Genomic DNA, 13,521 nt, shown 5'->3' on the forward strand with positions numbered 1-13,521 from the left:
TAGAACATGGCTAAATCAGGATTATCCTTTTTAGATCGTAACCTCACGCTATGGATTTTCATGGCGATGGGGTTGGGTGTTGCGATCGGTGTATTTTTCCCGCAAGCGTCGGTTGCTTTAGAGCGAATGAGTTTTGACTCAGTCAATATCCCGATTGCGATCGGTTTGATTTTGATGATGTATCCGCCGTTGGCAAAAGTCGACTATGCAACTTTACCTGAAGTGTTCAAAGACAAGAAAACGCTAATCTTGTCATTGGTACAGAACTGGTTGATTGCACCGATATTGATGTTTGCATTGGCGATTATCTTTTTACATAGCTATCCAGAATACATGACCGGTTTAATTCTGATTGGACTGGCGCGCTGTATTGCGATGGTCTTGGTCTGGAATGGTTTAGCTTGTGGTGATAACCAATACGTCGCAGCCTTGGTCGCATTCAATAGTATTTTCCAAATCTTATTTTTTAGTACCTATGCGTGGTTATTCTTAACGGTGCTGCCGCCATATTTTGGCGTGGCTGGACAGGTGATTGATGTCGATTTCTGGACGATTACCCATGCTGTGTTGGTTTATTTAGGTATTCCATTCTTCCTTGGTTTTATGACACGATTGATTTTGGTCAAGTCTAGAGGTTTGGATTGGTATCAAGATAAATTCTTACCCAAAATTAGTCCCCTAAGCTTGTTGGCATTATTGTTCACGATTGTGGCGATGTTTAGCTTAAAAGGCAGTGATGTGGTGAGTTTGCCTTTGGACGTGATTCGTATTGCGATTCCATTGACGATTTATTTTGTACTGATGTTCTTTATTAGCTTCTTTATGAGTAAGTGGATGGGGAACAATTACCCGCGTACAACCGCGATTTCGTTTACGGCGGCTGGAAATAACTTTGAGTTAGCTTTGGCTGTGGCGATTGCGACCTTTGGTTTAGCTTCTCCAGTAGCATTTACTACGGTCATTGGTCCATTGGTGGAAGTGCCTGTATTGATTGCGCTAGTGAGCGTATCACTGTGGTTAAAGAAGAAGTGTTTTCCAAATGAATAAATCTGATTCAAATGTAGCGAAGATTGATCCTGAATTACTGCCAAAGCCTGAATTTCAACAGGCTCAAGCGCTAAAGCTAGATCATCCCCCGCGCATTTTATTGCTATATGGCTCAAATCGGGAACGCTCTTATAGTCGATTGGCGGTGATGGAAGCGGGTCGTATTTTGCAGTATTTAGGGGCTGAGGTGAAAATCTTTCATCCTAAAGGACTGCCTTTACCCGAAGATGCAGATATGGAGCATCCAAAAGTCAAAGAGTTACATGAACTGTTGGCATGGTCTGAGGGAATGGTGTGGTGCTCGCCTGAGCGTCATGGTTCGATGAGTTCGATCTTTAAATCACAAATTGACTGGATTCCACTGGCTGGTGGTGCGATTCGTGCAACGCAGGGCAAAACTTTGGCCTTGATGCAGGTCAGTGGCGGATCGCAGTCATTTAATAGTGTCAATCAAATGCGTATCTTGGGCCGTTGGATGCGGATGATCACGATTCCAAATCAGTCTTCAATTCCTAAAGCATTTTTGGAGTTTGAAGAAGATGGACGTATGAAAGCCTCATCTTACTATGATCGTATCGTAGATGTGATGGAGGAGCTTTATAAGTTCACATTGCTGACGCGTGGACAAAGTCAGTATTTAACCGACCGTTATTCTGAACGCAAAGAGTCCGCTGAAGAACTTTCAAAGCGTGTCAATCAACGTAATCAGTAAAATTTCAAATCTTAGTGACGATCTAAAAATGTGTTTGTTGTCATCAGCTATCACATTTCAGATCGTCATTTTTTTAGAAGTTGAATCCGCAGATTTTGTTGAGAAACTTCAGCAATTTCCTCTGAATCATACATCGTGATAAAACAACAAAAACCGTAAAATATTGATCATGGCATGAATCTTGAATGGTTGTTTTTTATGCATTGTTTTGGCTTTACATGAATTTGATAGATTACACAAAATTACACAATTTATAATACTTTGATTTATATATATTTTTAAAAATGATTCATAGTAAAATCATTCTTATTGAAACTATTTGATATGAATTGATTTGAAGAAAAAATATTCACTACCTATAATGATTTCTACTCAAGGTATCGGGAAATAGATGTACTTGGCGTTAGGGTCAAGCGTAAAGAAATAACGCGGTGATGTTTTATTAAAATACAGACAACATCATGTACAACGTACTACAATAGTGTGTTTAGCTTTTTTTGTGCGTGATTGAGATGGATGATGCTGTTCGTGTTTTACAAAGTGTTCGGCGGATTGAGCAGTGTGTGGAGCTTTATTCCAAACGATTGTCTCAACTTCACCAAATCACGACACCGCAACTCGTTGCGCTGATGACCGTTGCAAAAATAGGCCCATGCAGTATGTCTGTCATTGGCAAAGCAATTTTTGTGAGTCCGAGTACCGTTGTTGGAATTATTGATCGTCTCGAGGAAAAAGGTTTGGTCTTGCGTGTGAGGGATACACAGGACCGTCGACATGTACATGTCAGCCTAACCGCGAAAGGCGAACAATTATTAGATCAATCACCGTCTGCGTTACCTGAAGGTTTTTCACTGGCTTTACAAGCTTTGACCAATGATGAGCGACAGCATCTGATTGTGTCATTAGAGCGGTTTGCCCAGTTACTTGAGGCAAAAGTTCCAAATTAAATTCAGTTGAAAATAGGGCAATACAGATTATCAATGTGATTGTTATTCAATGACATGCGTAGACACTATCCTGATACCACACTTATAACTTGAGTATGCCGATTATGGAAATACAAAAGGAGATAGCGTGGAAGCTTTATCAAGACAGTCAATTCGCTTGACTAAACAATCAGTGATTCATCAACTGAATCAATGCAGCGTTCGTAATTTTAAACCGAAAGATGTACGTGAAGTACATGCGCTGATTCAGTCCTGTCCATCTTTGGACCTCAACTCACTCTATGCATATGCATTACTTGCTGAACATCATACCGATACCTGTTTTGTGGCTTATAACCACAAAGGTGAAATCTCGGGTGTGGTGACAGGCTATATTTGTCCAGAAGATCCAGATACGTACTTCCTCTGGCAAATCGCGGTCTCGCCCAGTGAGCAAGGAAATGGGATCGGTTCCTTACTCCTTGATAACGTAAAAGAACAATGTTTAGAAAACCGCCAATTAAAATTCTTAAAAACAACAATTTCTCCAAGCAATAAAGCCTCTCAAAATCTTTTCCGCAGTTTTGCCTCTCGCTTTGATGTCCCTTGTAAAGTCAGTCCGTTTTTATCCAAGCAAGCGCTGCAACCTTTACAACCCGAACCATTCGATACTCAGCATGAGCCAGAAGACTTATACACCATCGGTCTTTGGGATTGGAATTGAGCAGTATTTAAGAGATTTATTCCTTTTAAAATTAACTTGGAGTTATTCATGAATATTTTCAGTCGATTGGAGTCTGAAGTACGAGGTTATATCCATTCTTTTCCAACCATATTCAAAACTGCAAAAAATGCAGTTTTGGTGGATGAGAACGATCGATCTTATATTGATTTTCTCGCGGGTGCGGGCACATTGAATTATGGGCACAATCATCCCGTGCTGAAACAGGCTGCAATTGATTATCTGATGCAAGATGGCATTGTGCATGGCTTGGATATGGCAACCTCTGCGAAAAAGGCTTTTATAGAAACCTTTGAGCAATATATTTTAAAGCCACGTACTTTAAATTATAAGTTGCAGTTTACCGGTCCAACAGGAACCAATGCCGTAGAAGCGGCGATCAAGTTGGCGCGTAATGTCACCAAGCGCCACAATATAATTGCATTTACCAACGGTTTTCATGGGGTGAGCTTAGGCGCACTTTCATTAACAGGAAATCAAAAGTTTCGTGAAGCTGCGGGTGTGGCTTTGGGCAATGTTCATCATGCAGCCTATGCAGGCTATTTTGGTGAAGATGTCGATACCATTGCGATGCTAAATAAGCTTTTAACTGATCGTAGCAGTGGCATTGATCTACCAGCCGCAATCATTGTTGAGTGTGTGCAAGGCGAAGGCGGTTTAAATTCGGCTAGTATTGATTGGCTGAAGCGACTTTCGGCCTTGTGTAAACAGCACAAGATTCTATTGATTGTCGATGATATTCAAGCAGGCTGTGGGCGTTCAGGTCACTTCTTTAGCTTTGAAACAGCGGAGATTACCCCCGATATCGTGACCTTGTCTAAATCTTTGTCGGGCTTTGGTTTGCCTATGTCTTTGGTTTTGTTTAAACCAGAATTAGATATTTGGCGTCCGGGTCAACACAATGGCACATTCCGTGGCAATAATTTAGCTTTTGTTACGGCGACTAAAGCGATTCAACACTTTTGGGCGGATCAAAGCTTCCAGACAGCGTTGGCGCAGAAATCAGAATTGGTCAGTCATCGACTACAAGAGATGGTGAAGAAATTCCCAGCGGCAGAGTTAACCCATCGTGGTCGTGGCTTGATGCAAGGTATCGCATTTAAAAACCCAGACTGGGCAGATGAAGTCACAACACAAGCCTTCCAACTTGGTTTGGTGATTGAGACTTCTGGCAGTCGTGGTGAGGTGGTGAAATTACTACCGCCATTGACGATTGAACCTGAAATCTTAGAACAAGGGATTGAGCTGTTAGAGCAGGCAATTGAACATGTGGTTCAGGTCTATACTCAAGCCAATTTACCTCAAGCGAAAATAAAATCGACAGTTAAAGTACACGGAGTTGTTTCATGATCGTACGTCAATTACAAGATATTCTAAATACTGATCGTGATGTGCAGACAGAAACGTGGGCAAGTCGCCGTTTATTATTACGTGAAGATGGTATGGGCTTTTCGATGCATGAAACCACCATTTTTGCAGGTACAGAAACGCATATTTGGTATAAGAACCATTTAGAAGCGGTGTATTGCGTCAAAGGTGAGGGCGAGATTGAGCTGATTCCGTCTGGAGAAGTCTTTAAAATCACGCCAGGAACACTCTATGCCTTAGACAAGCATGACAATCATTATCTACGTGCGACCACTGATTTGGTTTTGGTCTGTACTTTCAATCCTGCCTTGGTAGGCAATGAAGTACATGACAAAGACGGCGTGTATGCAACACCAGAACAAATGATCAAACAAACTGAGGAGGAGGTGTAATCGTGCAAATGAGTAACCCTTACCTGACTCGAAGAAGTGATGCTGCGGCAATCATTTCGCGCGCAGATCCAGTGGTTTATCAGCAAGATGTCGTTCAAGGTGCAACCGAACAGCAAAAGCAGGATTATGCAAAAAATGGCTTTTTGCAAGTTGATCAATTATTTAGTCAAGATGAAGTACAACATCTACTGAATGAGTTGCATCAAATGCGCCAAGATTTCGCCGTGCAACAACGCCCTGAAGCGATTATTGAGCGTGAAAGCCAAGAAGTGCGTTCGATTTTTAATGTACACCGTTTAAATGATGTATTTCAAAATCTAGTCTCTGATGAACGAGTATTAAACATTGCTCGATCATTACTGGGAAGTGATGTTTATATACATCAGTCGCGGATTAACTATAAACCGGGTTTGCATGGCAAAGAGTTTTTTTGGCACTCCGACTTTGAGACATGGCATAGTGAAGATGGTATGCCGAGAATGCGTGCTTTAAGTTGCTCGATTTTACTGACGGATAATGATGATCACAACGGGCCACTTTTGGTGATCCCTGGTTCACATCAACATTATATTTCTTGTCAGGGTGAGACCCCTGATGAGCACTATAAAAAGTCGCTCAAAAAGCAAGAGTATGGTGTACCTGATGGTAGCTTATTGCGCTATTTGGCCGATATGGGTGGCATACATTCGTGTACAGGGTTGGCGGGTAGTGTTGTGTTCTTTGACTGCAATTTAATGCATGGTTCAAACAGTAACATTACTCCATTCCCACGCAGTAATATTTTCTTTGTCTATAATAGTATCGACAATCAATTACAGCAGCCATTGGGTGGGCTTAAACCCCGACCTGAATTTATTGCGGCGCGAGAGGATATTGTTGCGATCGAGCCGAATAACTTAAGACTTTAAACGCTATCCTTATATAAATGCCAAGAAGATGAGTCTTCTTGGCATTTATCGTTTAGGCTGAAACGGTTTTGGATGAAACCAGCTTATCCAAGAAACTAAAGAACATACAAGCGAAAACCAAACTGAGACCAACCAAACAGGTCATGCTCCAGCCTCCATGATTCCATGAGAAAATTCCCAGTGCAGAACCGCAAGCGCCGCCAATAAAATAGGTGGTCATATAGATGGCATTGATACGTGACTTGGCATCAGGGCGTAAACGGAAAATAATGCTTTGATTGCTGGTGTGAACGAGTGCTAAAGCCAATTGGATTAGTGCGAAGCCGAGAATATAACTGAATAAATAAGTCTGACCGTAATAGAAGCAGATCCAACTCAAGATAAATAATCCGCAACCCATCCATGTCAATTGTTGGGTATAGCCTCGATCAGCATATTTACCGATATATTGTGTCGATAATGCACCAAAGATGCCGACCAATCCAACCATGCCGATCAGTAGATCAGACAGTTGATGTGCGGAAGCCAAAAGTAAAGCGATGGTAGAAAACAAGATACTGACGGCTGCAAAAGCAAATCCACCCGAAAGTGCACGCAATAAGAGTCGTTTTTCTTGTTTCAGTAGTTGTGCCATTGATGCAAACACTTGCCCATAATTCATTTTCATCCGCATCACATACGGTAAACGGCTTTTTAGGGCATAAGCCAATATCAACATCAATACACCGCTGACCGCATAAATCATTTTCCAGTGAAATAAATTGGAAAATAACCCTGCTAAACTGGTCGATAGTAAAATTCCGACCAATAGTCCACTCATCAAGAAGCCAACCACTTCGCCCGTTTTTTCAGGTTGTACCGTCATGGTTGCCAGTGGAATTAGGATTTGTGCCGCAACTGAGAATAAACCAGCCAAGACTGTTCCAAGCCATAACATCGGCAAATTCACTGAAAAAGCACTAATAAATAAACCGACCGCACAAAAACACATTAATAAGGGGATGAACTTGGTTTTATTGACCACATCGCCCATCGGCACAATAAAGAGTAAGCCCAAGGCATAAGAAACCTGTGCAAAAGTGACGGTGAGGGCAGCTTGACCCTCCGTCACAGCAAAATACTGCTGAATCGAATGGATCAACGGTTGACTATAATAGTTTGCACCTGCACACAAACCACATGCCACATGCCACAGCCATAAACCAGAGCAGGGCTTTATTTTGACTAATATCTTGGGAGGCAGACATAATTCTCTCTATAACGGGTCTAAGCGGTATATGCAGTTGCTTCAATTTCGATTTGCATGTCTTTTAATGCTAAACAGGGCACAGGAATAAGTGTGCAAACAGGGAAAACATGATTTTTCCACAAACGCTGCATGATATGAGTCAATTTTTGAAGTTTCTCAGCATCGTGATCGACAACCAGAATACGTAAAACAGCAATATCTTGAAGTTGGGCTTGAGCTGAAGTTAAAGCATGTTGGATATTATAAAAGACTTGTTGTACCTGTTGGTCAAAATCTTGTGACAGTTCACCATTTTTATTTTCACCGCCTTGACCTGCAATATGAATGGTACGCATATTGGGTTGTACGATGCTGACATGGCTATACCCATTGGCACGTGGGTCATACAGCTCATTTGGATTGATTATGGTAAATGCTTGCGTATTTGTATTATTCATTGGAAAACACCATTCGGAAAACTGAGTTATGTTAGTATCAAAGCTCAAGTTAACTAGAGGTCAAGCATATTTTGGAACAAGAACAATTACAGGCTTGGCTCACGATTGGTGAGCTTGCAAAGCGAAGTGGTGTAAGTGTTGCAACCATTCGTTTTTATGAAGAAAAAGAACTGATATGGAGCGTACGAACTTCAGGTAACCAGCGCCGTTATCAACGCGCTATATTGCGGCGAATTGCAATTATTAAAGCAGCGCAACAAGTTGGGATTAGCTTGGGGCAAATTAAAGAGACCTTTGCTTCTTTACCTAAGCAACAAATTGCCAGCAAACAAGACTGGCAAACGATGTCTCAGCAATGGCAAGGCCAACTTGATCAGCAAATCATGATGTTATTGCAATTACGTCAACAGCTCGATCAATGTATTGGTTGTGGCTGCCTGTCTTTGGCGCAATGTCCATTGCGGAATCCTGATGATTGTTTAGCAAAAGAGGCAATGGGCGCTCATTTTCAGGAAATTTTATTTTTACTCAATCAAAAAAATGATGCGACAGGCTAATTTGCTTAAAAATCGCACCAATATTGTGCAATATGCGGAAATTTGCTGCTAAAAAATAAACAAATATCACTTGAGAAAATGCCAAGCTACGTTTTTACATTTCTTTTTTAATTGTGCTTATTATTTAATCGCCAACATTACATTGAATGGAGTGAAATTTCGATTCATTCAAGCTTGGTTAAATTTAAGTGAATAACAGGGCTAATAAAAAGTAGCCGAAAAAAACAATAAAAGTTTAAATAAGCCAATCCACTCGCGTAGTCGCATGCTTATGATGCCGATTCAGGTCGTCAATCTGTAGATACCCGACGCAAGTGCCATTGATATGTAACGCATTTGAACAAGGCTTATTTATAGTGAACGCTGTGCTGTAGATTTATTTCAATAGATATCGCTTTGCTATTCAATCGCGCATGCGATACAAAGTGTAGATATGAGCAGATTTATGTGGATGATAATGGCATATCATCTTTAACGAGTATCGAAGCGTAGGTTTGCATTATAAAAATCAAACATACCAATCATACAAGTTTGAAACATTAATATGAATCATCAGTTCAAAATATAGGTATTTATTAAATAAATATTGGGTGGAATTTTAAAAAAGTTCCATTAAAATCCTAAGTCTCTACAAAGAATACTCCTGGGGGAAACATTGCGATTCGCGATGTTTACTTAAGAAAAACTAGCTTGAGGAACGCTCATGCAGATCGGAATCCCAACCGAAACTGTCGTCGGTGAAAGTCGTGTTGCTGCAACACCAGAGACAGTGAAGAAGTTGATTAACGCAGGTCATAGCGTTGTTATTGAACGTGGCGCTGGTGTTAAAGCTGCGTATATTGACAGTGCTTATGAACAAGTTGGCGCAGCCATTACGGATGATGCATATACAGGTAGCCAAATTATTTTGAAAGTACGTGCCCCGAGTGGTAACGAAATTCAAAAACTTGCGGCGAATACATCTGTGATTGCAATGTTTGACCCTTACCGAAATCCAGAATTAGACCAATTTGCTGCTCAGCAAGTGTCTGCTTTTGCTTTAGAGTTGCTTCCACGTACACTTTCACGTGCACAAAATATGGATGTACTTTCTTCTCAAGCAAACTTAGCAGGTTATAAATCTGTATTGTTGGCTGCGGCTGAATATCAACGTATGTTCCCAATGTTAATGACGGCTGCGGGTACTGTAAAACCTGCACGTGTTGTGATCATGGGTGTTGGTGTTGCTGGTCTGCAAGCGATTGCGACTGCAAAACGTTTGGGTGCAATCGTTGAAGCGACCGACTTACGTCCAACCGCTAAAGAGCAAGTTGAGTCTTTAGGTGGTAAATGGTTAGACGTGCCGATGTCTGATGAAGAAAAGCAAAAAGCTGCCGACGCTGCCAAGAATGGTTATGGTTGGATGCCGGGTGAGCAATACATTCAAGATCAAGCTGCGATTGTGGATAAAGCGGTATCAAATGCAGATATCGTGATCACCACTGCTTTGCTTCCTGGTCGTAATGCGCCGCGTTTAATTAAAGCTGAAACCGTTGCCAAAATGAAACCGGGTTCTGTCATTTTAGATATGGCAGTTGAAACGGGTGGAAACGTTGAAGGTTCTAAAGAAGGCGAAACAGTAACAACTGAAAATGGCGTGAAGATTTTGGGTATCCCAAATATTCCGGGCACAGTTGCAACTGAAGCATCTGCATTGTATGCACGTAACGTATTTAACTTCCTTGAGACATTGTTTGACAAAGACAAAGCCTTTGCGATCAATCAAGAAGATGAAATCCAAAAAGCGTTACTCGTGACACATGGCGGTCAAGTACTGCTCAAGCGTGGTTAAGGAGAGTTCTCATGGTTGAAACGATTACAATTTTCGTCCTTGCCATCTTCGTAGGTTATTACGTTGTTTGGGGTGTAACGCCAGCGTTACATACGCCATTGATGGCTGTAACAAACGCATTGTCTTCAATTATTGTTGTTGGCGCAATGATTCAAACCGTCGGTTTGCCATTTATTGGGATTGAGGGTTCGGTTTATTTTGAGACCATTAACCCGATTAGCATTTTAGGTGCAATCGCTGTGTTCCTTGCAAGTATTAACATTTTCGGTGGTTTCGCTGTAACGGCGCGTATGCTTGAAATGTTCAAACCTAAGCAAAAGAAAAAAGAGGGCGTGTGATGGAATTTATTCGAGACTATGCGGATTGGTTCTACCTGATTGGTGCTGTCCTCTTTATTTTAACTTTACGTGGTTTGTCAGGTCCTAAGACTGCGATTGCGGGTAGCCGTTACGGTATGATTGCGATGGCAATCGCGGTTGCAACGACATTCTTTGTGGCTGAAGGTCCAGTGGTTTGGATGATCGGTTTGGCAATGGTTGCTGGTGCAGCGATCGGGATCACCAAAGCGCGCGCAGTACCAATGACGCAAATGCCTGAAATGGTTGCATTGATGCACTCATTGGTCGGTTTAGCAGCAGTATTGATTGCGATTGCGACTGTATTAAAAGCGGCTCATTTTGGCCAGTTTGATGCAGCACAATTGACTTCTGTGAATGAAGCGATGTTGGCTGAAGGCTATACAGCATTTACTGGCTTTAGCAGTACCTATCGTTTTGAATTGTTTGTGGGCTGTTTCATTGGTGCGATTACCTTTACAGCATCTGTATTTGCTTACGGCAAACTTGCAGCAAAGAAATGGGCGAAAACCATTTCAGGTGCATGGGTAAAACCACTACAAGCTTTGTTGTTTATCACAATGTTAGTTTTCGGTGGTGTGTACTTCGCTACAGATAGCTTGACTGCGTTCTACATCATGACTGCATTTGCTTTGGCATTTGGTTGGATGTGGATTGCGCCAGTCGGCGGTGGTGATATGCCAGTTGTGGTATCGTTACTGAACTCATTCTCTGGTTGGGCGGCAGCAGGTATTGGTTTCACACTTGAAAACAATATGTTGATCGTTGCAGGTTCACTTGTTGGTTCTTCTGGTGCGATTCTTTCTTACATCATGTGTAAGGCGATGAACCGTTCTATCATCAATGTATTATTTGGTGGTGCAATGGGTGGTGCAGCAGTTGCAGTTGACAAAGGTGAGCAAGTACAACGTAACTATCGTTCTGGTTCTGCTGATGATGCTGGCTTCTTGATGTCAAATGCGGATAGCGTTGTGATCGTACCAGGTTATGGTATGGCGCAAGGTCGTGCACAGAATGCAGTTAAAGAATTGTGTGAAATCTTAAAAGAACAAGGTGTAAAAGTTCGCTTTGCGATTCACCCAGTTGCTGGTCGTATGCCTGGTCACATGAACGTATTGTTAGCTGAAGCTGATGTTGCGTATGAAGACATCTTAGAGATGGATGAGATTAACTCAGACTTCCCTGCAACTGATGTAGTTCTTGTTATCGGTGCAAATGACGTAGTTAACCCTGCGGCGAAAGATGATCCGACCTCACCGATTTACGGTATGCCGATTCTTGAAGCACACAAAGCTCGTACGATTATGGTGATCAAGCGTTCTATGGCAACAGGTTATGCTGGTCTAGATAATGACTTGTTCTACAATGAAAAAACCATGATGGTCTTTGGTGATGCGAAGAAAGTGGTTGAAGACATGACTAAAGCAATCAATGGTGGTGGTCACTAATCTGACCTGAATCAAGATTGTAAAAGCCACCTTCGGGTGGCTTTTTTGATTGCTACTTTTTGATTAAAGATACTTTTCTACAAGATCCATAGATTGAGCATATAAATCACGTGCAAGCTGTTGGTTTTTAGCATGAGGTGATTTCCAGTCTGGCATATGTGCACTCACATACTCGCCATTGCGATTTTCCCATTCACCGCCAATTGCCATTTCAGTTATGAGTTTGGCTGGAACAGAAGTGGGTACTAAACCAATTTTCATCACTTCATAAATGGGCTTCGGCAAATCGCGATAAATGTCAGAAGCAACACCGCCTGGGTGTAGGGCGTTGTTGGTAATGGTACTACTTGCCATCTGCTCGGCTAATGCATTACTGAATAAAAGATTCGCTAATTTAGACTGACCATAATAAAACAGCGGATTGTAAAAACCTTCTGCACGGAACTTATTGGGTTTGATTGATCCAGCCCAATGTGCAATTGAAGCGAGATGGATAATTCGAGCTTTGGGAGCTTGCTGTAAAACTGGAATAAGTTTGTGCGTCAGCAGAAAATGACCAAGATAATTGACACCAAATTGTTGCTCAAAACCATTTTGTGTTAATTGTTTGGTCTTTGAAAATAGTCCAGCGTTGTTAATTAGAACATCTAGGCTGCCATAGCGATTGGCAATTTCATCTGCTGCTTTACGTGTATTTTCGAGGCTATTTAAATCAAGTGATACTAAGTCGACTTGACCATGATCCAGTGCGCGGAGTTTGTCTTGTGCCGCTTGGGCTTTTTGCGGGTTGCGACAGGCTAAGATGACATGCTGTCCTTGTTTAACTAATTGTTCAGCGGTGGAAAAACCAATACCCGTATTTGCACCAGTAATCAGAATCTTCACTTTGTTTACTCCAGTTATGACTTTTTATAGATTGAGTGTTTAAGCATTTTTATAATACGTTAAATTTGACAATTTAGCATGTCAGTTTTAAAGCGAGGAGAGGCGATTTTCTTTTGATGTGAATAAATTTATGTAGGATTGATTGATTTTAGCTTTGGTGATGCGAAGTTAGTCGTTGAAAATTTGAGAAGGCTGCCTTAGGTCGTTTTTTGTTTTAATTAGATATTAAGGGTGGTAGTGTTCTACGGACATATTTAAATTATTTTAAGAGGTTTGGGTGATCAAAAGAACAATATTTTTCGTGATCTCATTTATCTGTTTTTCTTTTTCTTCTATGGTCTTAGCAGAGCCTCTTGAAGAGGCAAGTGAAAAATATGCAAATTGTTTAATGCAAAAAGTTGAGTCCCAGATAAAAATGAATAAAGATGAAAAAGCCATTGTTGAATATGCTTTTTATGAGTGTAGACAAGAAGAGTGGCAATTGATGGGCACGTTTGATATAAAAAACTTGGCGGGTGACAACTATAAAGATATAAGTAAAGAGCAACTAAAGTTGATTGATGAGCTAAAAAGTGGGAGGGTAGAAAAAATGAGAAAAGAAATGTCCGACATAATGCTTGAAGTTATTCGAGAGGGAAGAAAAGACACGATTGAGCAATAAAA

At 41.2% G+C, this 13,521-nt stretch carries 14 protein-coding genes and 1 pseudogene; 12 read left to right on the plus strand and 3 right to left on the minus strand.

Going from position 1 to position 13,521, the window contains the following annotated elements:
• Positions 1–6 precede the first annotated feature (6 nt).
• From arsB to thpD, 7 genes are all read left to right on the plus strand, one after another.
• The gene (gene arsB / locus F991_RS13455) at positions 7–1,047 is read left to right on the plus strand and encodes an ACR3 family arsenite efflux transporter (RefSeq protein WP_034595100.1); all 1,041 of its coding nucleotides are present in this window, start codon (positions 7–9) and stop codon (positions 1,045–1,047) included.
• Entirely contained in the window at positions 1,040–1,759 is a 720-nt protein-coding gene (gene arsH / locus F991_RS13460) for an arsenical resistance protein ArsH (RefSeq protein ID WP_004672460.1), read from the plus strand. Before arsB ends, arsH begins: the two co-directional genes overlap by 8 nt.
• Positions 1,760–2,271: 512 nt before the next feature.
• Complete coding sequence (locus F991_RS13465) at positions 2,272–2,706, plus strand: MarR family winged helix-turn-helix transcriptional regulator (RefSeq protein WP_004672461.1); 435 nt, start codon at positions 2,272–2,274, stop codon at positions 2,704–2,706.
• A gap of 127 nt (positions 2,707–2,833) precedes the next feature.
• Positions 2,834–3,409, plus strand: a complete 576-nt coding sequence (ectA, locus tag F991_RS13470) for a diaminobutyrate acetyltransferase (RefSeq protein WP_004672462.1) — start codon at positions 2,834–2,836, stop codon at positions 3,407–3,409.
• A gap of 48 nt (positions 3,410–3,457) precedes the next feature.
• Positions 3,458–4,777 (plus strand): diaminobutyrate--2-oxoglutarate transaminase, encoded by a 1,320-nt coding sequence (gene ectB / locus F991_RS13475; protein WP_004672463.1) that lies wholly within the window; start codon positions 3,458–3,460, stop codon positions 4,775–4,777.
• Positions 4,774–5,187 carry an ectoine synthase gene (locus F991_RS13480; RefSeq protein ID WP_004672464.1) on the plus strand — a complete coding sequence of 138 codons (414 nt, stop codon included), beginning with the start codon at positions 4,774–4,776 and terminating at the stop codon, positions 5,185–5,187. Before ectB ends, F991_RS13480 begins: the two co-directional genes overlap by 4 nt.
• A gap of 2 nt (positions 5,188–5,189) precedes the next feature.
• Positions 5,190–6,095: an ectoine hydroxylase gene (gene thpD / locus F991_RS13485; RefSeq protein ID WP_004672465.1), complete on the plus strand. Its 906-nt coding sequence runs from the start codon at positions 5,190–5,192 to the stop codon at positions 6,093–6,095.
• Positions 6,096–6,147: 52 nt separating this feature from the next.
• Here thpD and F991_RS13490 read toward each other — a convergent pair.
• A pseudogene (locus F991_RS13490) lies at positions 6,148–7,342 on the minus strand (MFS transporter).
• A 19-nt stretch (positions 7,343–7,361) separates the two neighbouring features.
• A complete protein-coding gene (locus F991_RS13495) occupies positions 7,362–7,781 on the minus strand; it encodes a RidA family protein (RefSeq protein WP_004672467.1) in 420 nt (139 codons plus the stop codon).
• Positions 7,782–7,852: 71 nt separating this feature from the next.
• On the opposite strand from F991_RS13495, the gene soxR reads away from it, so the two are divergent.
• The 4 genes from soxR to F991_RS13515 all read left to right on the plus strand — a co-directional run bounded on the left by soxR (position 7,853) and on the right by F991_RS13515 (position 11,973).
• The gene (gene soxR / locus F991_RS13500) at positions 7,853–8,338 is read left to right on the plus strand and encodes a redox-sensitive transcriptional activator SoxR (RefSeq protein WP_004672469.1); all 486 of its coding nucleotides are present in this window, start codon (positions 7,853–7,855) and stop codon (positions 8,336–8,338) included.
• Between the two features lie 703 nt (positions 8,339–9,041).
• A complete protein-coding gene (locus F991_RS13505) occupies positions 9,042–10,169 on the plus strand; it encodes a Re/Si-specific NAD(P)(+) transhydrogenase subunit alpha (RefSeq protein WP_004672471.1) in 1,128 nt (375 codons plus the stop codon).
• Positions 10,170–10,180: 11 nt separating this feature from the next.
• Positions 10,181–10,507 (plus strand): proton-translocating transhydrogenase family protein, encoded by a 327-nt coding sequence (locus F991_RS13510; RefSeq protein ID WP_004672473.1) that lies wholly within the window; start codon positions 10,181–10,183, stop codon positions 10,505–10,507.
• Positions 10,507–11,973: an NAD(P)(+) transhydrogenase (Re/Si-specific) subunit beta gene (locus F991_RS13515; protein ID WP_004672475.1), complete on the plus strand. Its 1,467-nt coding sequence runs from the start codon at positions 10,507–10,509 to the stop codon at positions 11,971–11,973. The genes F991_RS13510 and F991_RS13515 overlap by 1 nt, the downstream gene beginning before the upstream one ends.
• A 63-nt stretch (positions 11,974–12,036) precedes the next feature.
• Here the strand turns inward: F991_RS13515 and F991_RS13520 are convergent, their stop codons facing one another.
• On the minus strand, positions 12,037–12,858 hold the full coding sequence (locus F991_RS13520) for an SDR family NAD(P)-dependent oxidoreductase (protein ID WP_004672477.1): 822 nt from the start codon (positions 12,856–12,858) through the stop codon (positions 12,037–12,039).
• Positions 12,859–13,135: 277 nt separating this feature from the next.
• Here F991_RS13520 and F991_RS13525 point away from each other — a divergent pair, with 277 nt between their 5' ends.
• Positions 13,136–13,519, plus strand: coding sequence for a hypothetical protein (locus F991_RS13525; protein ID WP_034595698.1), 384 nt, complete (start codon positions 13,136–13,138; stop codon positions 13,517–13,519).
• Positions 13,520–13,521: the final 2 nt, after the last annotated feature.

Source organism: Acinetobacter sp. CIP-A165 (genome assembly GCF_000367985.1).
Classification (GTDB): Bacteria; Pseudomonadota; Gammaproteobacteria; order Pseudomonadales; family Moraxellaceae; genus Acinetobacter.

Excerpts from the sequence above, each read along its gene's own strand:
- F991_RS13505 (WP_004672471.1), top strand. The coding sequence starts at position 9,042 with ATGCAGATCGGAATCCCAACCGAAACTGTCGTCGGTGAAAGTCGTGTT.
- arsH (WP_004672460.1), top strand. The coding sequence starts at position 1,040 with ATGAATAAATCTGATTCAAATGTAGCGAAGATTGATCCTGAATTACTG.
- F991_RS13510 (WP_004672473.1), top strand. The coding sequence starts at position 10,181 with ATGGTTGAAACGATTACAATTTTCGTCCTTGCCATCTTCGTAGGTTAT.
- arsB (WP_034595100.1), top strand. The coding sequence starts at position 7 with ATGGCTAAATCAGGATTATCCTTTTTAGATCGTAACCTCACGCTATGG.
- F991_RS13495 (WP_004672467.1), bottom strand. The coding sequence starts at position 7,781 with ATGAATAATACAAATACGCAAGCATTTACCATAATCAATCCAAATGAG.
- F991_RS13465 (WP_004672461.1), top strand. The coding sequence starts at position 2,272 with ATGGATGATGCTGTTCGTGTTTTACAAAGTGTTCGGCGGATTGAGCAG.
- ectB (WP_004672463.1), top strand. The coding sequence starts at position 3,458 with ATGAATATTTTCAGTCGATTGGAGTCTGAAGTACGAGGTTATATCCAT.
- F991_RS13515 (WP_004672475.1), top strand. The coding sequence starts at position 10,507 with ATGGAATTTATTCGAGACTATGCGGATTGGTTCTACCTGATTGGTGCT.
- F991_RS13480 (WP_004672464.1), top strand. The coding sequence starts at position 4,774 with ATGATCGTACGTCAATTACAAGATATTCTAAATACTGATCGTGATGTG.